The following is a 20,754-nucleotide window of genomic DNA, read 5'->3' on the forward strand; positions in this document are numbered from 1 at the left end:
CTGGCCCCGCGTCAGCGCTTGCGCCGCAGCCAGAGCATCCCGGTGACCGGAAGGATCACCGGGATGAACAGGTAGCCCAGCCCGAAGTTCGACCACACGGTCGGCTCAGGGAACGCCTCGGGGCGCACCACCGTCCAGGTGCCCACGATCAGTACGCCGGCCAGCTCGGCGGCGCAGCACAGCAGCGCCGCCCGGCGGGCCGTCTCCCCGCCGCGCACCAGCGAGTACGTGATGAACGCATAGACCAGCGCCGCCACCGCGGACAGCGAGATCGCCAGCGGCGCCCGGTCGAACTGGGTCGAGATCTGGTAGGCCGAGCGCGAGAGCGCGCCCACAACCATCACCCCGTACAGCCACACGAGCAGCAGCCCGGGGCCGGAGACCAGCCGCTCGCGCTCCGCCGGTGCGGCGCTCGCAGCCTCAGGCACCGGGGGTCCCCCAGATGTCGTGGAGGCGTACTTCGAGGACGGCGAGGACGAAGGCGCCGGCGGCCACCGTCACCGAGCCCCACTTGGTCCGCTCGGTGAGCGACATCATTCCGGCGGCCGGTACCGCGGCGAACGCGCCCACCAGGTAGGCCACGAAGATCACCTTGCCCTCGTCGGGCTTCTCGCCCCGGGCCAGCAGGACCAGGCCGATCACCAGCTGGGCCAGGACCAGTACGGTCACCACGGCCATCCCGATGAAGTGCCAGTCCTTGGTCGGCTGGTCCCGCCACGCGGCGTGACCGCACCAGGCGGCGAGGGCGAGTGCGGCCACGCCGATGGCGACCGTCAGGGCGTCGAGCATGCTGCGAGGGTATTACGGGCCGAAAGACCCGATGCGCGCACCCCTGGCCCCGGGCCTCGCCGGAAGGAAGTGAACCGGGCTGTTTGCCCCCGCAGTCGCGAAGCCGCGTAGTAGCTTGGGGCCCTGCCCTCGGGTAGCGGTCAGGGCTTGGCCGTCATGACGCTCCGCGGAGCCGAGTGAGAAGCCGACCCGTTTACGGGGCGGAGGAGTCACGGAATCGGTGCACCGCTGCTGGGCCTGAGGCCCGAGAGCGCAAGATCACCGACGAGGGGGTCGTGTGGGTCGAGCTGAATGGTCGCCCCGCTCGGCGAGATCATTTACGGATCTGCAGACCACGGCCGCTGGGCCGTGGTCGCCTCGGTCACCCGGCACCCGGCCGCTCGCCGAGGCCCGGCTGCGCGAGGCGGGCATCGAGACGCCGGAGCTGGTGGCCGCCGACGACATCACCCGCGGCAAACCCGACCCGGAGCCCTTCCTGCTCGCCGCCCGCCGACTGGGCGTCGACCCGGCCCGCTGCGTGGTCTTCGAGGACGCCTCGGCCGGCCTGGCGGCGGGCCGCGCGGCCGGCCTGCGAACCGTGGCGTTGACCACAACGCACACCGCCGACGAGCTCGACGCGGACGTGGTCGTACGGGACCTGTCGGCCGTGTCGGTGCAGGTGACCGACGGGGTCCTGACCCTCGGGACGGACGGCTGAGTCCGACCGGTGTCGTCCGGTATGCGGCCGAAATGCGTCCGCTATACGGACACTGTTGATCGGTGAAGTGACATGTCTGCTTTACTTGGGCCCATGACCACGACGAGCAGCCGCACCCTTGCGACCGAGGCGACGATGACGCCCGGTGCTCGTTGTATGTGTCGAATGCGCGCCTTCTGAGGGCCCCTTCCGCACGCCTCGCGCCCCGAAGCGAGACCGGCCGAGCCCGTCCACGTACCCGGACCGCTCCTGCCCGCGCACGCGCCGAGACCAACGATTCATCCCGGTTTCAGCCTGTATCGCGTCCCCAGATCCTTGCCCCGTGCCCGGCACCCGCACGCGCCGCGCACTCGACAGCGACGGAATTCCTGTGATCACCACATCGGGCCTCACGAAGGTCTACCAGTCCCGTGACCGCGAGGTCACCGCCCTGGACGGCGTCGACCTGCACGTCCGCCAGGGCGAGGTCTACGGAGTCATCGGCCAGAGCGGCGCCGGCAAGTCCTCCCTGATCCGCTGCGTGAACCTGTTGGAGCGCCCCACCACCGGCACCGTGACCGTCGACGGCGTCGACCTCACCGCCCTCGCCGGACGGGGCCGCCGCGCCGGCAAGGAACTCCGCCAGGCCCGCAGCCGCATCGGCATGGTCTTCCAGCACTTCAACCTGCTGTCCTCGCGCACGGTCCAGGGCAACATCGAACTGCCCCTGGAGATCCTCGGCGTCTCCGGCCGCGACCGCTCCCGCAAGGCACTCGAACTCCTCGACCTGGTCGGCCTCGCAGACAAGGCCAAGGCCTACCCGACCCAGCTCTCCGGCGGCCAGAAGCAGCGCGTCGGCATCGCCCGCGCCCTGGCCGGCGACCCCAAGGTGCTGCTCTCCGACGAGGCCACCAGCGCCCTGGACCCCGAGACCACCCGCTCCATCCTCCAGCTGCTGCGCGACCTCAACCGGCAGCTCGGCCTCACCGTCCTCCTCATCACGCACGAGATGGACGTGGTCAAGTCCGTCTGCGACTCGGCCGCCCTCATGAAGCGGGGCCGGATCATCGAGTCCGGCACCGTCGCCGAGCTGCTCGCCACCCCCGGCTCGGAGCTCGCCGGCGAACTCTTCCCCGTCACCGGCTCCGCCACCGGACCCGACCGCACCGTCGTCGACGTCACCTTCCACGGCGACGCGGCCACCCAGCCGGTCATCTCCCAGCTCTCGCGTACCTACAACGTCGACATCTCGATCCTCGGCGCCGCGATGGACACCGTCGCGGGCAAGCAGATCGGCCGGATGCGCATCGAGCTCCCCGGCCGCTACGAGGACAACGTCGTTCCGGTGGGCTTCCTGCGCGAGCAGGGGCTCCAGGTCGAACTCGTCGACGGCGGCGAGAGCGCCGACGCCCTCGCCGACGAACTCTCCGCACTGGTCAAGGATGGTGCCAAGTGACCTGGTCCGAGATGCAGCCCCTGCTCACCCAGGGCACCTACGACACCCTCTACATGGTGCTGTGGTCCACCCTGGTGACCGTCCTCGGCGGACTGCCCATCGGCATCCTCCTCGTCCTCACCGACAAGGGCGGCCTCCTGCAGAACCGGCCGCTCAACAAGGTCCTCGGCGTGATCGTGAACATGGGCCGCTCGCTCCCGTTCATCATCCTGCTGATCTTCCTGATCCCGGTCACCACGGCGATCGTCGGCACCTTCATCGGCCCCACCGCCATGATCGTCCCGCTCGCCATCGGCGCCATCCCCTTCTTCGCCCGGCTCGTCGAGACCGCCGTCCGCGAGGTGGACCACGGCCTGATCGAAGCCGTCGAGTCCATGGGCGGCGGCATCCCCACCCTGGTCGGCAAGGTGCTCCTCCCGCAGGCCCTGCCCTCCCTGGTCGCCGGGGTCACCACCACCGTCATCACCCTGGTCGGCTACTCGGCGATGGCCGGCGCCGTCGGCGGCGAAGGGCTCGGCTCCAAGGCCATCACCTACGGCTTCCAGCGCTTCGAGACCGGCTTCATGATCGCCACCGTCGTGGTCCTGATCGCCATCGTCACGGTGATCCAGCTGATCGGCGACGGCGTGGTCCGCCTCCTGGCCCGCCGCGGCCGGACAGCCTGAACAGAACTTTCCCCCCCAGAGAGCCCGCACTTGTCGTGCTTGGGCCACCACCCGTAAAAAGCAAGAAAGGCACTCTTCGTGCGTAAGAACATCAAGCTCACCGCCCTCGCCGCCACCGCCTCCGCGCTCGCCCTCGGCCTCACCGCCTGCGGCAGCTCCTCGGACCCGTCCTCCACCAAGGCCGACGGCGGCAAGACCGACGAGAGCAAGCCCCTGGTGATCGCGGCCTCCCCGAGCCCGCACGCCGACATCCTCAACTTCGTCAAGGACAAGCTCGCCGCCAAGGAAGGCCTGGGGCTCGAGGTCAAGGAGTTCACGGACTACGTCCTGCCGAACACCGCCACCGAGCAGGGCCAGGTCGACGGCAACTTCTTCCAGCACAAGCCGTACCTCGACGACTTCAACAAGAAGAACAACACGCACATCGTTCCCGTCGTGAACGTGCACCTGGAGCCCCTCGGCCTCTACTCCAAGAAGGTCAAGGCCCTCTCCGACATCAAGGCCGGCCAGACCATCGCCGTCCCCAACGACACCACCAACGAGGGCCGCGCCCTCCAGCTGCTCGCCGCCAACAACCTGATCACCCTCAAGGAAGGTGTCGGCACCAGCGCCAAGCTGTCCGACATCACCGACAAGAAGGGCCTGGAGTTCAAGGAGCTGGAGGCCGCCACGGTCCCGCGCGCCCTGAACGACGTGGACGCCGCCGTCATCAACGGCAACTACGCCATCGAGGCCAACCTGTCGCCCGCCAAGGACGCGCTGATCCTGGAGAAGGCCGAGGGCAACCCCTACGCCAACTTCCTCGCGGTCAAGGACGGCAACCAGAACGACCCGCGGATCCAGAAGCTCGCCAAGCTCCTGAACTCCGACGAGGTCAAGAAGTTCATCGACGAGAAGTACCAGGGCTCGGTCATCCCGGCCTTCGGCACCCCGAAGTCCTGACCCACGGCTGAGACGGGCCCCGTACTCCCCGGCGGGGGTGCGGGGCCCGTCTCGTGGATCATGCCCGGCTCTGCCCGCTTCCGGGCAACCCGGCCATGCACTCCCCGCGGCCCATGCTGCATGCTGTGGCCTACGACCCACGCAAACGGTCCAGCAACGGCATGGAGCTGCGCATGACTACCACCTTCCCGGACGTCACCATCAGCACGGACCGGCTGGTGCTGCGCCCCTTCGAGGAAGACGACGTCACCGCGCTCGCCGAGATGATGAACGACGAGAACGTCACCGCCTGGACCTCCGCACCGCACCCCTACACCCGGGCGGACGCGCACGGATGGGCCACCCGGCAGTCCCACGCCGAACGCACCGAGGGCCGCGGCATCGTCTTCGCCGTCACCGAGTTCCTCACCCAACGCCTCGTCGGCATCGTCCACCTCCAGAACACCAACTGGCGCACCCGCGCCACCGAGGTCGGCTACGTCACCGCCCCCTGGGCCCGCGGCGAGGGCTACGCGAGCGAGTCCGTGCTCGCCGTCGCCCAGTGGCTCTTCCGCGACCAGCGCTTCGAACGCCTCGAACTGCGCACCGCGGCCGACAACACCGCCTCCCAGCAGGTGGCCCAGAAGATCGGCTGCATCAGCGAAGGCGTCCTGCGCAACGCGTGGATAGTGCGCACGCAGACACCCGAAGGCACCTGGGCCGACACCCGTACCGACCTCATCGTCTGGAGCCTGCTCCCCGAGGACCTCGACGAATCAGACGCCTACGACAACGGCTACGGGTACGAGGACAACTACTCCTTCGGGCAGCGGGCCGACGCGAACAACTACGCCGTCGGCGCCGACTGGAGCTGAGCCGATGACCAGGTAGTCTCACCGTGCCCGACCCCACCCCGACGAATTCGCCTGCCCCCACACCAGGAGACTGACGACGATGGCCGACCGGGTCACGGTGATCGGCTGGGACGGTTCTACGCTGACCGCGGCCGCCCGGTCCGCGCTCTCCGCCGCCACCCTGGTGGCCGGCGCGGCCCACCACCTCGCACTCCCAGAGGTCCCGCCCACCGCGGAACGCATCCGCCTCGGCAGCCTCGGCCTCGCCGCCCGCCGCATCGCCGGCCACCGCGGCACCGCCGTCGTCTTCGCCGACGGCGACCCCGGCTTCTTCGGCGTCGTACGCACCCTCCGCGCGCCCGAACACGGCCTGGAGGTGGAAGTCATCCCGGCCGTCTCCTCCGTCGCCGCCGCCTTCGCCCGGGCCGGGATGCCCTGGGACGACGCGCAGGTCGTCGTCGCCCACCGCCGCACCCTGCGCCGCGCCGTCAACGTCTGCCGCGCCCACCCCAAGGTCGCCGTCCTCACCTCGCCCGGCGCCGGACCCGCCGAACTCGCGCTGCTCCTCGAAGGAGTCCACCGCACCTTCGTCGTCTGCGAGGAACTCGGCACCGACCGCGAGCAGGTGAGCGTCCTCACCTCCGACAAGGCCGCCGACCACAACTGGCGCGACCCGAACGTCGTCATCGTCATCGGCGGCGGGGGACAGGCCCCGGAGGCCGAACCGGGCTGGCTGCTCGGACAGCGCCCCGCCCCGGCCGCCGGCCGCGGCTGGGCCCGCCCCCAGGCCGAAGCGGGGGAGGGGCAGTCCGCACAACTGCGGGCCGCGCAGCTCGCCCGGCTCGGCCCTCGCACCGGCGACCTCGTCTGGGACATCGGCACCGGCACCGGCGGCGTCGCCGTGGACGCCGCCGCGTTCGGCGCGGCCGTCATCGCCGTGGACGCCGACCCCGACGCCTGCGAACGCGTAACTGCCGCCGCCCGCAAGCGAGGCGTGCAGCTCCAGGTCGTCGCCGGACGCGCGCCCCACGTACTGGAAGACCTGCCCGAACCCGACGTCGTACGCGTCGGCGGCGGCGGAGCCGAAGTGGTCGCGGCCGTCGCCGACCGGCGCCCCGAACGGATCGTCAGCCACGCCTCCACGCGCGACGAGGCGGAGGCCATCGGCCGCGCACTGACGGAACACGGGTACGCCGTCGAGTGCGCGCTCCTCCAGTCCGTCGGCCTCGACACCCGGACCTGGGCCGAACAGGACCGTTCCGTCGTCTTCCTGCTGTCGGCACAGCGCCCGGTGAACCGCTGAGACGGAGGCCGGGGTAGGCTGGCCGATCGTCGTACCGCCCAGGACGATTCGGGCATCGCGGCACAGCTCGTACGCACGACGTGGCGCAGTCCACAGAGGACCGTGGCGGTTATGGCCGCCACGGTGACGAACGGGCGCGACAATGCTTACTGGTTGTCGCGCGGACCGTTCGTTCGTCACGTGGGCGCCGGGCGATCGAAGAGGCAACACCGATGGGCGAGGGGTACGCATGACTGACACCGGCCAGGTCCCGGGCGAGGGTCACCCGGACAACGGGGGCATGGTGGATCAGCAGGGCATCCCCGGTCCCGTCCAGATCCCGGCACCGCTTCCCGCCGGCTACGCCTTCCAGGACCTCGTGGACGACCCGGCCGAGCCGGAGGACGAGGAACTCCTGCTGATGCCGAGCGGCCAGGGCGCGTGGAGCGACCCCCAGGTCGTCCCGCCGGCCCCCGAGTTCCCGGCCTACGGCACCGAGCCCGCCTACCCCGAGGCCCCGGTGTACACCGAGCCGGCCGCGTACCCCGAGTACCCCTCCTACGGCGCCGGCGCGCACGAGGCGGGTGGCCGTGACTCCGGCGCGCTCGACCTCGGCGGACTCACCGTTCCTCCCCCAGACTCCGTCCAGGGGTACCCCCTGCCCGCGGCCCCCGCCGTCGCCGCCCCGGTCCGCCGCCCGCTGCACATGGGTCCGCCCGTGCCCGAGGCCACCGGCGGAGTCGTACGCTCCCTCGCGGACCGCGGTCCGGCCGCGGCGCCCGCCCCCGTGCGCCAGCCCGGCGTGCCGACCGCGGGCCCCGAGTACCTCGACATCCCGGGGACCCCCGCCCCGCAGCTCGCCGAGATCCCGCCGCAGGCCGGCACCCCGTGGACCCCGCAGCAGCAGCCCCAGTTCGCCGAGCAGCAGCAGCCGCAGCCGCAGCCCGTGATGGAGGCCGCCCCGGCCCCCGAGCCGGAGCACCAGCCGCAGGCCGAGCACCAGCCCGAGTACCACCCCGAGCCGCAGCCGGATTCCGTCCTCGCCGCGGAGCCCGTCTTCGCCGTGGATCCCGCCTCCGCCGCCGAGCCCGCGCCGGCAGGCCCCGTGCCCCCGGCCGAGCCCGAGCCCTTCCCGGCAGCCCCGATGGCCGTGGAGCTCCCGGCCGAGCCCGTGGCCCTGCCGGTCGAGCCCGCCGCGCTCCCGGCCGAGCCCGCAGAAACGGTGATCCAGCCCACCGAGCCGCCGTCCGCCGAGGTGCCCCCGGCGGAGGCCCTGCCGATCGAGCCCGCCCAGGCCGGGCCGGCCGAGGCCGAGCCGGCCCAGGCCGAGCCGGCCCTGGCGGAAGCCCTGCCCGTCGAGCCGCTCGCCGCCGCGCCGGTCTCCTCCGACGCCCCGCCCGTGGCCGCCGTACCGGCCGAGCCGGTTGCCGCTGCCGTCGCCGTCGAGCCCGGCTTCGCCACACCCGCACCCGTCGCCGTCGAGCCCGAGCCCGCTGAGCCGGTCGTCGCCGAGGCCCTGCCCCAGGCGGCCGACCAGCCCGCACCCGTACCCGCCACGCCGGAGCAGCCGGCCGAGCCCGTGGCAGAGGCCCCGGCCGCCCCGGCCGATTCGGTACCCGCTGAGCCCGAGGCTGTCGAACCGGCCGAGCCCGTCGCGGACGCACCGGCCGACCAGCTCGCACCCGTACTCGAAGAGGCGCAGCCCGGGACCACCGAACCGGCGCAGCCCGAGGCCGTCGACCCGGCCCAGCCGGTGGCGGTCGAACCGCCGGAGCCCGCCGCAGGCGACCCGGCTCCGGCCTACGACGACGCCGAGCGCGAGGCCGTCCTGCGGGTGATGCGCGAGCGCCGCGACATCCGCAAGGGCTTCCGTACCGACCCCATTCCGCACGAGGTGCTGCTCCGCGTGCTGGAGGCGGCCCACACCGCGCCCAGCGTCGGCCACTCCCAGCCCTGGGACTTCGTCGTGATCCGCTCGGGCGAGACCCGTCGGACCATGCACGAGCTCGCCCAGCGCCAGCGCGAGGCCTACGCGAACTCGCTGCCCAAGGCCCGGGCGAAGCAGTTCAAGGAACTCAAGATCGAGGCCATCCTCGACACCCCGGTGAACATCGTCGTCACCGCCGACCCCACCCGCGGCGGCCGCCACACCCTCGGCCGGCACACGCAGCCGCAGATGGCCCCGTACTCCTCGGCCCTGGCCGTCGAGAACCTGTGGCTCGCGGCCCGCGCCGAAGGCCTCGGCGTCGGTTGGGTCAGCTTCTTCGACGAGCGCGAGATGGTCCGCACGCTCGGCCTCCCCGAGCACCTGGAGGTCGTCGCCTACCTGTGCGTCGGCTACGTCGACGAGTTCCCCGAGGAGCCCGAGCTGGCCCAGGCCGGCTGGTCCCAGCGCCGTCCGCTCTCCTGGGTGGTCCACGAGGAGACGTACGGACGCCGCGCGCTGCCCGGCGAGGAGCCGCACGACCTGCTCTCCGAGACGGTCGCCAGCATCCGCCCGCTCGACGCGAAGGCGCTCGGCGAGGCCTGGGAGCGGCAGAAGCGCATGACCAAGCCCGCCGGGGCCCTGGGCATGCTCGAAATCATCTCCGCGCAGCTCGCCGGCCTGTCTCGGGTCTGCCCGCCGCCGATCCCGGAGCCGGCCGCTGTCGCGATCTTCGCGGGCGACCACGGGGTCCACGCCCAGGGCGTCACCCCCTGGCCGCAGGAGGTCACCACCCAGATGGTGGCCAACTTCCTCGGCGGCGGCGCGGTCTGCAACGCCTTCGCCAACCAGGTCGGCGCCGAGGTCTGCGTGATCGACGTCGGCGTCGCCGGGGACCTCCCGGCCACCCCCGGCCTCCTGCCCCGCAAGGTCCGCCCGGGCACGGCGGACCTCTCCACCGGCCCGGCGATGACCCGCGAGGAAGCGATCGCGGCCATCGAGGTCGGCATCGAGACCGCCCGCGACCTGGTCGCGGCCGGCAACAAGGCGCTCCTCACGGGCGAGATGGGCATCGCGAACACCACGGTCTCCGCGGCCCTCATCTCGGTCTTCACCGGGGTCGACCCGGCGGAGGTCACCGGCCGCGGCACCGGCATCAACGACGAGACCCACGCCCGCAAGGTCGAGGTCGTACGCCGAGCCCTGGAACTCCACCAGCCGGACCCGGCGGACCCGATCGGCGTCCTGGCGGCGATCGGCGGCCTGGAGCACGCGGCCATCGTGGGCCTCCTCCTCGGCGGAGCCTCCCTCCGTACGCCGGTCATCCTCGACGGCGTGAGCGCGGGCGCGGCCGCCCTGGTGGCCCGCGCCATCGCCCCCGAGTCCCTCTCCGCGTGCATCGCGGGCCACCGCAGCGCCGAGCCCGGCCACGTGGCGGCCCTGAACAAGCTGGGCCTGCGCCCGCTGGTCGACCTGGACCTCCGCCTCGGCGAGGGCACGGGCGCCCTGCTGGCCCTCCCGCTGGTCCAGAGCGCGGCCCGCGCGATGCACGAGGTAGCCACCTTCGACTCCGCGGGCGTCACCGAAAAGTAGCCCCGCGGTCCGCCTCCCTGGGGCCCGCCCCAGACCGGGCGACTCAAACGCCGGCGAGGCTGGAATTGCCCTCCGGGCAATCCAGCCCGCCCGGCGGGACGGCGTCAGCCGAAATCCAGCGGAAGCGAAATTCAGCCCCTCCGGCGTGTGAGGAGCGGGGTCCGGGGCGGAGCCCCGGGAGCCCCCGCGCAGCGGGACCGGCCCGCCCCGCGCCACCGCCCCCGCCGGGCCGTATCGTGGACCCGCACAAGAAACCGCACGTCAGTACCCCGCCGCTCCAACGCCGCAGCGGCAAGACAGAACGACCGCCGCATCAGGAGCCGCACCGCCATGGCCGAACACCCCGCGTACCCCGTCGGTCTCCGACTCGCCGGCCGCCGCGTCGTCGTCATCGGCGGCGGACAGGTCGCCCAGCGCCGCCTCCCCGCGCTCATCGCGGCCGGCGCCGACGTCCTCCTGATCTCCCCCTCCGCCACCCCCTCCGTGGACGCCATGGCCGAGACCGGCGAGATCCGCTGGGAGCGCCGCCGCTACGAGGACGGCGACCTCGCCGGAACCTGGTACGCCCTCATCGCCACCCGCGACCGCGCCGCCAACGACCGCGCCTCCGCCGAAGCCGAGCGCGAGCGGGTCTGGTGCGTCCGCGCCGACGACGCCGAGGCCGCCACCGCCTGGACCCCGGCCACCGGCCGCGTCGAGGGCGTCACCGTCGCCGTCCTGAGCGGCAACGACCCCCGCCGCTCCGCCGCCGTCCGCGACGCGGTCGTCGAGGGTCTGCGCGACGGCTCCCTCACCGCCGCCCGCCCGCACACCCCCGGCGTGTCCCTCGTCGGCGGCGGCCCCGGCGACCCCGACCTCATCACCGTGCGCGGCCGCCGCCTCCTCGCCGAGGCCGACGTGGTCATCGCCGACCGGCTCGGCCCCCGCGACCTCCTCGACGAGCTCCCCCCGCACGTCGAGGTCATCGACGCGGCGAAGATCCCGTACGGCCGGTTCATGGCCCAGGAGGCCATCAACAACGCCCTGATCGAGCACGCCAAGGCCGGTAAGGCCGTGGTGCGCCTCAAGGGCGGCGACCCGTACGTCTTCGGCCGCGGCATGGAGGAGCTCCAGGCCCTCGCCGAGGCCGGCATCCCCTGCACCGTGGTCCCCGGCATCTCCAGCTCCATCTCGGTGCCCGGCGCCGTCGGCATCCCCGTCACCCACCGCGGCGTGGCCCACGAGTTCACCGTGGTCAGCGGCCACGTCGGCCCCGACGACCCGCGCTCGCTCGTGGACTGGGCCTCCCTCGCCAAGCTCACCGGCACCCTGGTGATCCTGATGGGCGTCGACAAGATCGGCCTGATCGCCGAGGCGCTGGTCCGCCACGGACGCTCCGCCGACACTCCGGTGGCGGTCGTCCAGGAGGGCACCACCGCCACTCAGCGTCGGGTGGACGCCACCCTCGCCACGGTCGGCGAGAGGGTCCGCGCCGAGGAGGTCCGCCCGCCGGCCGTCATCGTGATCGGCGAGGTCGTCCGGGTCAACACCCCCGGTGACGCGCTTCCCACCACCAACGCCTGACAGGCCGTTGGCACCGCACCCAGGACAAGGCAGTATCACCCTGTGGCTGATCTCATCACCGTCGAAGACCCCGACGACCCGCGCCTGCGCGACTACACGGGCCTGACCGACGTCGAACTCCGGCGCCGGCGCGAGCCCGCGGAAGGCCTCTTCATCGCCGAGGGCGAGAAGGTCATCAGACGGGCCAAGGACGCCGGGTACGAGATGCGCTCGATGCTGCTCTCGGCCAAGTGGGTCGACGTCATGCGCGATGTCATCGACGAGCTCCCGGCCCCGGTCTACGCCGTCAGCCCCGAGCTCGCCGAACGCGTCACCGGCTACCACGTGCACCGCGGCGCCCTCGCCTCCATGCAGCGCAAGCCGCTGCCGACGGCCGAGGAGCTCCTCGCCACGACCCGCCGCGTGGTCATCATGGAAGCGGTCAACGACCACACCAACATCGGCGCCATCTTCCGTAGCGCCGCCGCCCTCGGCATGGACGCGGTCCTGCTGTCGCCCGACTGCGCGGACCCGCTCTACCGCCGCTCGGTGAAGGTCTCCATGGGCGCGGTCTTCTCCGTGCCCTACGCCCGCCTCGACACCTGGCCCAAGGGCCTGGACTCGGTGCGCGAGGCGGGCTTCAAGCTGCTCGCCCTCACCCCGCACCAGAAGGCCTCGCCGATCGACGTGGCCGCCCCGCAGACCCTGGACCGGGTCGCGCTGATGCTCGGAGCCGAGGGCGACGGCCTGTCCACGCAGGCGCTGGTCGCCGCCGACGAATGGGTACGGATCCCCATGGCGCACGGCGTGGACTCGCTGAACGTGGGCGCCGCGGCCGCCGTCGCCTTCTACGCGGTGGCCGGCGGCCGCGCGTAACCCGCGGGCGGCGGCCGGCGGCGGCCCCTAAAGCTTCTGGGCCGCCGCGATGCCCAGCGCCACGATCAGCGTCACCACGACGAACACGATCAGCCGCTGCCGCATCAGCCTCGGGTCCGGCCGCGAGGGGCGCCGGCCTGTCCCGGTCGTCCGGGGCGCAGGGCGGCCTCCCGTACGGCCCGAGGTGGGCCGCGAGGACGGACCGCCGGGACTGCGCGGATTGCGCGAGGACGAGGGCCGCGAGTGCGGTCCGCTCGGGACCCCGCCCTGGCCCCGGGGCACGGTGCCGCCGCCGGTACGACGCTCCGCGCGCTGGTCGGCGTACTCCTCGGCCCCTTCGGGGAGCCGCCCCGTCGGCCGCTCGGTCCGGCCGCGCTGCGCCGGCGGGCGGACCTCCGCCAGCCCCTGCGCCTCGCGGGCCGCGATCTCCTTGAGCCGCATCGACAGCTGGAGCGTGCTGGGCCGGTCCTCGGGATCCTTGGCCAGGCAGGCCCGTACGAGCGGCGCGAGCGCGTCCGGGACCCCCTGCAGGTGGGGCTCCTCGTGCACCACGCGGTACAGCATGACCTCGGAACTGCCGTGCCCGAACGGGGAGTCGGCCGTCGCCGCGTAGGCCAGGGTGGCGCCGAGGGAGAACACGTCGGTGGCCGGGGTGACGGCGGCCCCGCGCACCTGCTCGGGCGCGAGGAAACCGGGGGAGCCGACGGCGGTGCCCACATGGGTGAGGGTGCTCGCGCCGGTGGCCCAGGCGATCCCGAAGTCGATGATCCGCGGGCCCTTGGGGGACAACAGGATGTTCGACGGCTTGAGGTCCCGATGGACGACCCCCGCCTCGTGCACGGCGACCAGCCCCTCGGACAGGGCGGCCCCGATCGCGGCGATCTGCGAGGCCGTGAGGGGGCCTTCCTCGGCCACCTTGTCGTGCAGCGAGGGTCCGGGAACGTACTGGGTGGCGAACCACGGCCGCTCGGCCTCCAGGTCCGCCGCCACCAGGCGTGCGGTGCACCCGCCCCGGATCCGCCGGGCGGCGGACACCTCGCGGGCGAACCGCGAGCGGAACTCCTGGTCCTCGGCCAGATCCGGCCGGATCACCTTGAGCGCGACGCGCTGCCCGCGCCGGTCGGATCCCAGGTAGACCACGCCCATGCCGCCGGCGCCGAGCCGTCGGTGCAGTCTGAACGAGCCGACGACACGCGGGTCCTCGCGCCGGAGCCGCATCATCGCCATGTCCACCCCGCTGACCGGTCGTCCTGTTGACGTGGCACAGCTTACGGACCATCCGGCATGCGCGCTCAGAGGCCGCGCCCTCGCCGGAGGATTCGATCGTCAGTACGCCACAACACACTTGAGGGATCCTCAGGGGGCCGGCCCCTCATCCGCCGACCCTTCCGCCCCGTCCCCAAACGGCTTTCCACCCAAGGGGGTTGGGCCGGCAGGGCGGTCACCTGCGTCGGCGTCCGCCGGCCAGGGCGCACCCGTACGCCACCCGCACCGAGTCGATCTTGTCGACACCCGACGGACGGACACCCGTGTGCAGGGAGTGACGGAAGTGAGCGAAGTCACTACGCTCCGGTCATCCCCTCCGGGAAGACCCCGACTCGCGGGGGACGGTCTCCACCCAGGGGAGTACGCCGGGCGCGGCCCGTCATCCTCCTGGAGGCCCGCCAATGGGTACGAGGGCATGAGGCCACGGGCCCCCCGCCCGCCTAGTGTTGAAGTCAAGCGGCGGGCAGTGCTCTCGTCCCCCGAGGTCAAAAGCCCGCCGCTGCCAAACGACAGGGAGAGGACCATGGCGGACATCGCACGGCAGGGACGCAAGGCATTCGCGTTCAACGGCCATGAGTCCGGTACGCGCCACCCGCTGGTGGCCGCGGCCATGGTCCTCCCCCTGGCCGCCCTCCTGCTCTTCCTCTTCGGAGGCTTCGACCAGGTGGCGGCACAGGCGTCGTCCGTTGGCGTGATGCTGGGGCGCTGAGCGGCGCCCCAGGTCCGGGAGAGCGGCCCGGACCGGGACATCGGCCTGTCGGACCCCGTGGGGACGGGGGAACGACGACGGACGGCAGGTGAAGGGTGCTGCCCGTACGACTGGGGAGTCGGACGGGCAGCACCCTTTTTCGTGCCCGGACGTCCTGCCCCGATCCGCCCTCCCCGGCGTACGATCCCCGAGAGGCTGCTGCCGCACCACCCACCCCGGGGTTCCCATGACCGACTCGCTGCCCGAGGCCCTCGCTGCCTGTACCGCCCAACCGCTTCCGTACGCCCTCCTCGCGGACCGGGACGACGGCACCGTGGTGCGCTGCGGGGAGGTCGTGGCCAAAGCCCACGCGGGGGACGCCGATCACGAGGCCCTCGCCGTACGCCTGCGGATCGCCGGCCACCAGGCCCTCGGCGGCGTACTGCTGCCCCCGCTGCTCCCCGTGCCCGGACGGGTGCAGAACAGGCCCGTCTCCCTGTGGCCCTACGGAACCCCCGTCGACCCGCGGCGCCCCGAAGAGGCCCCCTGGGAGGCGACCGCCGGGCTCCTGGCCGCCCTGCACCGGACACCGCTCTCCGCCCTCCCCGGCCCGCTCCCGCCGATGCGCGGCCCGGCCAAGCTCGCCCGCGCCCTGGACCGCCTGCGCCTCGCGGAGGCCCTGCCCGCCGGCCCGGACCCGGGCGAGGTGCGCTCCGTACGGGCCGCCGCGCGGACCCTGCCCGCCTGGGCGCGCGGGGAGGCCGAGGCGCCGCCCGGCGGGGCGCTGTGCCACGGGGACCTGCACCTCGGGCAGCTGGTCCGCTACCCCGCCCCCCAGGGGCCCTGGTTCCTCATCGACGTCGACGACCTCGGCCTCGGCACCCCCACCTGGGACCTCGGCCGCCCCGCCGCCTGGTACGCGGCCGGGCTGCTCGCCCCCCAAGCCTGGGAGCGCTTCCTCGACGCCTACCGGGACGCCGGCGGCCCGGCCGCCGGACCGCCCGGCACCGATCCGTGGCCGGAACTCGACCTCGCGGCTCGCGCCCTCACCGTGCAGACGGCCGCGCTCGCCCTGGCCAAGGCGGCGGAGGGGCGCCGCCGACTCGACGAGGGGGAGCGGCTGATGGTGGACGCGTGTGCCCGAATAGCCGCTCTCCCGGCCGACTTGGAACGAGAGCCTCCGTCGTAGGGTGAGCTCCGCGCCACCGGGCATGCATTCCGGCGTCCGGTGGCCCCGTCCACGCCGAGGAGTTGAACCGCCCATGCAGTGTCCGAAGTGTCACGCGATGATGCACACCTACAACCGCAACGGCGTCCAGATAGAGCAGTGCAGCGGCTGCCGCGGCATCTTCCTCGACTACGGCGAGCTGGAGGCGCTGACCCGCCTGGAGTCCCAGTACACCTCCCAGCAGTACGGCCAGGTCCCGCCGCCCGCCGCGCCGCCGGCCCCGTACCCGCCCCAGCACGTGGCCTCCGCCCCCGCCTGGGGCGCCCCGCACCACGGCGGCCACGGCCAGCACCACCGCGGCGGTTTCGGCCGGATGCTCTTCTCGTCCTGACCCGAGGGGACAACGCGGAAGCCCCGGCCGTGAGACGGCCGGGGCTTCCGGATGGTGCGCGATACTGGGATTGAACCAGTGACCTCTTCCGTGTCAGGGAAGCGCTCTCCCGCTGAGCTAATCGCGCGGGCTCCACGGCTCGAAAGCCGCAGGTCGAACAGGTGGTGCTTGGTGCTGCGTGCGCGATACTGGGATTGAACCAGTGACCTCTTCCGTGTCAGGGAAGCGCTCTCCCGCTGAGCTAATCGCGCGGGGATCCTTGCGGATCAGTGGACGATACTGGGATTGAACCAGTGACCTCTTCCGTGTCAGGGAAGCGCTCTCCCGCTGAGCTAATCGTCCTTGGAGGTGGAGACGGGATTTGAACCCGTGTAGACGGCTTTGCAGGCCGTTGCCTCGCCTCTCGGCCACTCCACCATGGAGCTGCAGGGGTTCTCGGGAAGAAGACCCCCACTTCGAGCGGACGACGAGACTCGAACTCGCGACATCCACCTTGGCAAGGTGGTGCTCTACCAACTGAGCTACGTCCGCAGGTCACCGTGTTGGCTCCGGGGTTTTGCCCCTTCGCTCCCTGGCGACGTGTTGAACTCTAGCGGATTCCCGGGCCAGCTCAAAAACGCGTTTCCGCAGCGTGCTGCCGCTCGATCACCAGCGGTCACGCGACCGTCACCTCTCCGGCGCCGTCGCGTCACCGGTCATAGACTCGCAGCCGTGCACGACCTGCCTCCCATGGCCCGCTTCGGCGGCCTGCTCGCGACCGACCTCCGAGACGTCACCGGCGACCCCGGTGCCCTCGACTCCACCGGCTTCTGGGCCGTGGCCGCCGACTTCGAGGGGCGGCTCGTCTGCGCGCGCTTCGGGGACATACGCCCCGATCCCGTCCCCGATCCCGTCCCCGGTGCCTGGCGCGGGCCCGGCGCCGACGAGTGGACCTCCTCCCTGGACCGCGCCGCCTACGTGGCAGGCGTCCGCCGCATCCGCGAGCACATCGCGGCCGGCGAGGTCTACCAGGCCAACCTCTGCCGCGTGCTGTCCGCGCCCCTGGCCGACGCCGCCGGCGCCGATGTCGACGCGCTCACCGCGCTCCTCGCCCGCGGCAATCCGGCGCCCTACGCAGGAACGATTCGGCTGCCCGCGCACGGCGTGGAGATCGCCACCGCCTCCCCGGAACTGTTCCTGCGCCGGAGCGGCAGCCACGTCGAGTCCGGCCCCATCAAGGGCACCGGCCGCACCGCCGCCGACCTGCTGCCCAAGGACCACGCCGAGAACGTGATGATCGTGGACCTCGTGCGCAACGACCTCGGCCGCGTCTGCGCCACCGGCTCGGTGACCGTCCCCGAGCTGTGCGCCGTCGAGGAACACCCGGGCCTGGTCCACCTCGTCTCCACCGTCAGCGGCGAACTCGCCGACGGCGCGGGCTGGCCCGAGCTCCTCGCGGCCACCTTCCCGCCCGGCTCCGTCACCGGGGCCCCCAAATCCTCCGCCCTGCGGATCATCGAAGCCCTGGAGACCGCCCCCCGGGGCCCCTACTGCGGGGGCATCGGCTGGGTCGACGCCGACCGGGGCACCGCCGAGCTCGCCGTCGGCATCCGCACCTTCTGGATCGACCGCGAGGCCCCCGGCGGCCCCCGCCTGCTCTTCGGCACCGGAGCCGGCATCACCTGGGGCTCCGACCCCGACGGCGAGTGGGCGGAGACCGAACTGAAGGCCGCCCGGCTGCTGCGGGTAGCGTCGGGGGCGCACCAGGCATCGGAACGCACGGGACCATGAGAAACACGAGAGGGGCCGCACGGTGAGCATCTGGCTCGACGGAGCACTTCGGGACGTGGACAGCGCGAAGGTGTCCGTCTTCGACCACGGGCTGACCGTGGGGGACGGCGTCTTCGAGACCCTCAAGGCGGAGCGGGGCCGCGCCTTCGCGCTCACCCGCCACCTGGAGCGGCTGACCCGCTCGGCCCGCGGCCTCGGCCTGCCGGACCCCGACCACGACGAGGTGCGCCGGGCCTGCGCCGCCGTACTCGAAGCCAACCCCGTGGAGCACGGGCGGCTGCGCGTCACCTACACGGGCGGTCTCTCCCCGCTCGGCTCCGACCGCGGCGAGAGCGGCCCCACGCTGATCGTGGCCGTCGCCGCCTCCGTACGCCGCCCCGACACCACGGCCGTCGTCACGGTGCCCTGGGTCCGCAACGAGCGCTCCGCCGTCGCCGGCCTGAAGACCACCTCCTACGCGGAGAACGTCGTCGCCCTCGCCGCCGCCCACCGGGCCGGCGCCTCCGAAGCGCTCCTCGCCAACACCCTCGGCCGCCTCTGCGAGGGCACCGGCTCCAACGTCTTCGCCGTCCTCGACGGGCAGCTGCACACCCCGCCCCTGGCCTCCGGCTGCCTGGCCGGCATCACCCGCGCCCTCGTCGTCGAGTGGGCCGGAGCCAAGGAGACCGACCTGCCCTCCGAGGCCCTTGAGCAGGCCGAGGAGGTCTTCCTGACCTCCTCCCTCCGTGATGTCCAGGCGGTCGTACGGATCGACGGGCGCGAGGTCTCCGCGGCCCCCGGCCCGGTCACGGCCGAGGCCATGCGGATCTTCGACGCACAGGCCGGCGCGGACCTGGATCCGTGAACACCGGTGACGCGGGGCCGCGGGGCAGGTAGAACACCAGGTGATGACCACTACCCTGCGGCCCGCACAGCCGCTCCAGCGCAACAGTGACGGCACCCGCTCGCGGACGTACGAGGTCCGGGTGAACAGCCGGCGCGTCGGCTCGCTCGAACTGGCCACCCGCTCGGCCGCCCAACCCGAGGTCGGTGTGATCCGCGGGCTGTGGATCGACGCGCCGGACCGGCGGCGCGGGCGCGGCACGGTGGCCGCGCTCGCCGCCGAGGAAGTACTGCGCTCCTGGGGATGCAAGAGCATCGCCGTGTCGGTGCCCGCCGACGCGGAGCGGGCGCTGCGCATGACCTCGTCCCTCGGCTACCGGGTGACCGGCCGCGTCATGGTCAAGGAGCTGGCGGCCGAGCCGCCCGCGCTCCCGGGCGGCGGCACGGGGCGCCCGATGACCCAGGCCGAGTTCGACTCCTGGCTGGAGGCGGCCGTCGTGGCGTACGGCACCCACCTCGTCGCCCCGGGCCTGACCGCCGAGCAGGGCCTGGAGGCCTCGCGCCTCGAACACGCCCGGATGCTCCCCGCCGGGCGCGAGACCCCCGGCGCGGCCTTCCTCCTGCTGGAGGCGCCCGGGGGAGCGACCCTGGGCACCCTGTGGGTGGGGGAGCGGGACCTGCCCGACCTCGGCCCCGTCCCGTACGTGTACGACATCGACGTCGACCCCGGCCACCGCAGGCAGGGCCACGGGCGGACGCTGATGCTGCTGGCCGAGCACGCGGCCCTGGACTCCGGCGCCCGCACGCTGGGCCTGCACGTCCACGAGGGCAACACCCCGGCCCGGCGGCTCTACGAATCGCTCGGGTACCGGGACGTCTCGGTCAACGCCATCAAGGCGCTGATCTAGGCCGTCCAGGGCGATCCCGGGCTACGCGGCCAGCAGGCGGTCGACGATCTCCTCGATGCGGGCGCGCAGGCCCTCCTGGCTCTTGCCGCCGTCGAGGCGCTCGCCGTCGATCACGTACGTCGGGGTGCCGGTCACACCGATCGCCTTGCCCTCGGCCTGATCCGCGTCGACGATCAGGATGTGCCGACCGTCGATCAGGGCGGTGTCGAACTCCTCGGCGTCCAGGCCCAGTTCACGGGCCACGTCCAGCAGTACGGCCTCGCCGCGCTCGCCGAGCTCGGCGGTCCTGGCCAGCAGCGCCTCGGCGTACGCCCAGCCCTGCCCCTGCTCCAGGGCCTCCTCGGCGGCCTGCGCCGCGGCGAAGGCGTGCTTGTGCTTATCCAGGGGGAAGTGGCGCAGCCGGATGTCCAGCCGGTCGCCGTAACGGGCCCGCAGGGCGCGCACGTCGTCCAGCGCGCTGTGGCAGTCCGGGCACTGGAGTTCGCACCAGACGTCGAGGATCACGGAATCGGTCATGCCCCCAGTCTCCCAGCCGCCGTGGGCACCCACTCCTCAGGGATGAGGCCCGACCCCGAGATGTCCCGGAGATCCGGCCGGGGACGCCCCCGGACCTGGCCGCGGGGGCGGGGGCCGGTGCAGGATGGATGGGGACAGATCGCCCAGCCGTCGAACCGCCGGAGGACCGCATGCTTGCCGAGACCATATGTTCCGCGGTGTCCGCGGCGGGCCTGGGCATCGCCGCGCTGACCGCCTACCGGAAGCGGTTCCTGGCGGCCACGCGCATCGCCGCCTACTCGCTGGTGCCGGTCGCCCTCGTGATGACGGGCGTCGTGCAGTGGGTCTCCGGGATCGTCTTCAAGCCGACCGTCTGGATCGGCTTCGGCCTGCTGGGCGTGGCCTGGCTGCTCTTCCTCACCACCCGCGCCGTAGAGCGCCGGGGCCTGGGGAAGAAGGCCGGCCGGACCCCGGAAGCCGTTGCCCCGGCCGCCTCCGCGCCCTCGCTCGGCGCCGGAACGGGCTCCCGCCCGCAGGACGCGGGGAGCCGGAAGCCGGCTGCCGCGGCGGACGCCGGGGAGGACTTCTCCGACATCGAGGCGATCCTCAAGAAGCACGGCATCTGACCCGAGGCCCCGGATTCGCGCCACGATCCACGAGATCGGGCG

General features: G+C 72.9%; 19 protein-coding genes, 5 tRNA genes and 1 pseudogene. 16 read left to right on the forward strand and 9 right to left on the reverse strand.

Going from position 1 to position 20,754, the window contains the following annotated elements:
* Positions 1-11: 11 nt before the first annotated feature.
* A complete protein-coding gene (locus OG625_RS31290) occupies positions 12-428 on the reverse strand; it encodes a hypothetical protein (protein WP_329387713.1) in 417 nt (138 codons plus the stop codon).
* Positions 421-789 (reverse strand): hypothetical protein, encoded by a 369-nt coding sequence (locus OG625_RS31295; protein ID WP_329387716.1) that lies wholly within the window; start codon positions 787-789, stop codon positions 421-423. Before OG625_RS31295 ends, OG625_RS31290 begins: the two co-directional genes overlap by 8 nt.
* A gap of 370 nt (positions 790-1,159) precedes the next feature.
* Here OG625_RS31295 and OG625_RS31300 point away from each other — a divergent pair.
* The 9 genes and pseudogenes from OG625_RS31300 to OG625_RS31340 form a co-directional block, all read left to right on the forward strand.
* A pseudogene (locus tag OG625_RS31300) lies at positions 1,160-1,486 on the forward strand (HAD-IA family hydrolase); the annotation flags it as partial.
* Positions 1,487-1,856: 370 nt separating this feature from the next.
* Positions 1,857-2,921, forward strand: a complete 1,065-nt coding sequence (locus OG625_RS31305; RefSeq protein WP_329391137.1) for a methionine ABC transporter ATP-binding protein — start codon at positions 1,857-1,859, stop codon at positions 2,919-2,921.
* Positions 2,918-3,586 carry a methionine ABC transporter permease gene (locus OG625_RS31310; RefSeq protein WP_329387718.1) on the forward strand — a complete coding sequence of 223 codons (669 nt, stop codon included), beginning with the start codon at positions 2,918-2,920 and terminating at the stop codon, positions 3,584-3,586. Before OG625_RS31305 ends, OG625_RS31310 begins: the two co-directional genes overlap by 4 nt.
* Positions 3,587-3,664: 78 nt before the next feature.
* Positions 3,665-4,528, forward strand: a complete 864-nt coding sequence (locus OG625_RS31315; RefSeq protein ID WP_329387720.1) for a MetQ/NlpA family ABC transporter substrate-binding protein — start codon at positions 3,665-3,667, stop codon at positions 4,526-4,528.
* A gap of 173 nt (positions 4,529-4,701) precedes the next feature.
* A complete protein-coding gene (locus OG625_RS31320) occupies positions 4,702-5,382 on the forward strand; it encodes a GNAT family N-acetyltransferase (protein ID WP_329387721.1) in 681 nt (226 codons plus the stop codon).
* A 79-nt stretch (positions 5,383-5,461) separates the two neighbouring features.
* The gene (cbiE, locus tag OG625_RS31325) at positions 5,462-6,664 is read left to right on the forward strand and encodes a precorrin-6y C5,15-methyltransferase (decarboxylating) subunit CbiE (RefSeq protein ID WP_329387722.1); all 1,203 of its coding nucleotides are present in this window, start codon (positions 5,462-5,464) and stop codon (positions 6,662-6,664) included.
* A 229-nt stretch (positions 6,665-6,893) separates the two neighbouring features.
* The gene (gene cobT / locus OG625_RS31330) at positions 6,894-10,160 is read left to right on the forward strand and encodes a nicotinate-nucleotide--dimethylbenzimidazole phosphoribosyltransferase (RefSeq protein WP_329387723.1); all 3,267 of its coding nucleotides are present in this window, start codon (positions 6,894-6,896) and stop codon (positions 10,158-10,160) included.
* Positions 10,161-10,490: 330 nt separating this feature from the next.
* On the forward strand, positions 10,491-11,723 hold the full coding sequence (gene cobA / locus OG625_RS31335; RefSeq protein ID WP_329387725.1) for a uroporphyrinogen-III C-methyltransferase: 1,233 nt from the start codon (positions 10,491-10,493) through the stop codon (positions 11,721-11,723).
* A gap of 42 nt (positions 11,724-11,765) precedes the next feature.
* Positions 11,766-12,578, forward strand: a complete 813-nt coding sequence (locus OG625_RS31340) for a TrmH family RNA methyltransferase (RefSeq protein ID WP_329387726.1) — start codon at positions 11,766-11,768, stop codon at positions 12,576-12,578.
* Positions 12,579-12,605: 27 nt separating this feature from the next.
* Here the strand turns inward: OG625_RS31340 and OG625_RS31345 are convergent, their stop codons facing one another.
* Positions 12,606-13,811: a serine/threonine-protein kinase gene (locus OG625_RS31345; protein ID WP_329387727.1), complete on the reverse strand. Its 1,206-nt coding sequence runs from the start codon at positions 13,809-13,811 to the stop codon at positions 12,606-12,608.
* Between the two features lie 556 nt (positions 13,812-14,367).
* Between OG625_RS31345 and OG625_RS31350 the strand changes: the two genes are divergently transcribed.
* The 3 genes from OG625_RS31350 to OG625_RS31360 all read left to right on the forward strand — a co-directional run bounded on the left by OG625_RS31350 (position 14,368) and on the right by OG625_RS31360 (position 16,091).
* Complete coding sequence (locus tag OG625_RS31350) at positions 14,368-14,553, forward strand: hypothetical protein (protein ID WP_037797219.1); 186 nt, start codon at positions 14,368-14,370, stop codon at positions 14,551-14,553.
* Between the two features lie 226 nt (positions 14,554-14,779).
* Positions 14,780-15,721 (forward strand): aminoglycoside phosphotransferase family protein, encoded by a 942-nt coding sequence (locus OG625_RS31355; protein ID WP_329387729.1) that lies wholly within the window; start codon positions 14,780-14,782, stop codon positions 15,719-15,721.
* Between the two features lie 73 nt (positions 15,722-15,794).
* Complete coding sequence (locus tag OG625_RS31360; RefSeq protein ID WP_329387730.1) at positions 15,795-16,091, forward strand: TFIIB-type zinc ribbon-containing protein; 297 nt, start codon at positions 15,795-15,797, stop codon at positions 16,089-16,091.
* Between the two features lie 52 nt (positions 16,092-16,143).
* Here the strand turns inward: OG625_RS31360 and OG625_RS31365 are convergent.
* From OG625_RS31365 to OG625_RS31385, 5 genes are all read right to left on the reverse strand, one after another.
* A tRNA-Val gene (locus tag OG625_RS31365) sits at positions 16,144-16,218 on the reverse strand.
* Between the two features lie 52 nt (positions 16,219-16,270).
* Positions 16,271-16,342, reverse strand: a tRNA-Val gene (locus OG625_RS31370).
* A gap of 19 nt (positions 16,343-16,361) precedes the next feature.
* Positions 16,362-16,433 (reverse strand) — tRNA-Val (locus OG625_RS31375).
* Position 16,434: 1 nt separating this feature from the next.
* Positions 16,435-16,508 (reverse strand) — tRNA-Cys (locus tag OG625_RS31380).
* 41 nt (positions 16,509-16,549) lie between these two features.
* Positions 16,550-16,622: transfer RNA gene (locus OG625_RS31385), tRNA-Gly, on the reverse strand.
* A 180-nt stretch (positions 16,623-16,802) separates the two neighbouring features.
* Between OG625_RS31385 and OG625_RS31390 the strand changes: the two genes are divergently transcribed.
* The 3 genes from OG625_RS31390 to OG625_RS31400 are packed head-to-tail and all read left to right on the forward strand — an operon-like array spanning position 16,803 to position 19,591.
* Positions 16,803-17,861, forward strand: coding sequence for a chorismate-binding protein (locus OG625_RS31390; protein WP_329387731.1), 1,059 nt, complete (start codon positions 16,803-16,805; stop codon positions 17,859-17,861).
* A 22-nt stretch (positions 17,862-17,883) separates the two neighbouring features.
* Positions 17,884-18,705, forward strand: a complete 822-nt coding sequence (locus OG625_RS31395; RefSeq protein WP_329387733.1) for an aminotransferase class IV — start codon at positions 17,884-17,886, stop codon at positions 18,703-18,705.
* Positions 18,706-18,748: 43 nt separating this feature from the next.
* Complete coding sequence (locus tag OG625_RS31400) at positions 18,749-19,591, forward strand: GNAT family N-acetyltransferase (RefSeq protein ID WP_329387734.1); 843 nt, start codon at positions 18,749-18,751, stop codon at positions 19,589-19,591.
* Positions 19,592-19,612: 21 nt separating this feature from the next.
* Here OG625_RS31400 and OG625_RS31405 read toward each other — a convergent pair whose 3' ends face one another.
* Positions 19,613-20,107: a DsbA family protein gene (locus tag OG625_RS31405; protein ID WP_329387735.1), complete on the reverse strand. Its 495-nt coding sequence runs from the start codon at positions 20,105-20,107 to the stop codon at positions 19,613-19,615.
* A gap of 170 nt (positions 20,108-20,277) precedes the next feature.
* Between OG625_RS31405 and OG625_RS31410 the strand changes: the two genes are divergently transcribed.
* Positions 20,278-20,712: a hypothetical protein gene (locus OG625_RS31410; RefSeq protein ID WP_329387737.1), complete on the forward strand. Its 435-nt coding sequence runs from the start codon at positions 20,278-20,280 to the stop codon at positions 20,710-20,712.
* Positions 20,713-20,754: the final 42 nt, after the last annotated feature.

Origin of the sequence: Streptomyces sp. NBC_01351 (assembly GCF_036237315.1) — a bacterium.
Classification (GTDB): Bacteria; Actinomycetota; Actinomycetes; order Streptomycetales; family Streptomycetaceae; genus Streptomyces.

Excerpts from the sequence above, each read along its gene's own strand:
- OG625_RS31295 (WP_329387716.1), bottom strand. The coding sequence starts at position 789 with ATGCTCGACGCCCTGACGGTCGCCATCGGCGTGGCCGCACTCGCCCTC.
- OG625_RS31320 (WP_329387721.1), top strand. The coding sequence starts at position 4,702 with ATGACTACCACCTTCCCGGACGTCACCATCAGCACGGACCGGCTGGTG.
- cbiE (WP_329387722.1), top strand. The coding sequence starts at position 5,462 with ATGGCCGACCGGGTCACGGTGATCGGCTGGGACGGTTCTACGCTGACC.
- cobT (WP_329387723.1), top strand. The coding sequence starts at position 6,894 with ATGACTGACACCGGCCAGGTCCCGGGCGAGGGTCACCCGGACAACGGG.
- cobA (WP_329387725.1), top strand. The coding sequence starts at position 10,491 with ATGGCCGAACACCCCGCGTACCCCGTCGGTCTCCGACTCGCCGGCCGC.
- OG625_RS31350 (WP_037797219.1), top strand. The coding sequence starts at position 14,368 with ATGGCGGACATCGCACGGCAGGGACGCAAGGCATTCGCGTTCAACGGC.
- OG625_RS31355 (WP_329387729.1), top strand. The coding sequence starts at position 14,780 with ATGACCGACTCGCTGCCCGAGGCCCTCGCTGCCTGTACCGCCCAACCG.
- OG625_RS31360 (WP_329387730.1), top strand. The coding sequence starts at position 15,795 with ATGCAGTGTCCGAAGTGTCACGCGATGATGCACACCTACAACCGCAAC.
- OG625_RS31400 (WP_329387734.1), top strand. The coding sequence starts at position 18,749 with ATGACCACTACCCTGCGGCCCGCACAGCCGCTCCAGCGCAACAGTGAC.
- OG625_RS31405 (WP_329387735.1), bottom strand. The coding sequence starts at position 20,107 with ATGACCGATTCCGTGATCCTCGACGTCTGGTGCGAACTCCAGTGCCCG.
- OG625_RS31410 (WP_329387737.1), top strand. The coding sequence starts at position 20,278 with ATGCTTGCCGAGACCATATGTTCCGCGGTGTCCGCGGCGGGCCTGGGC.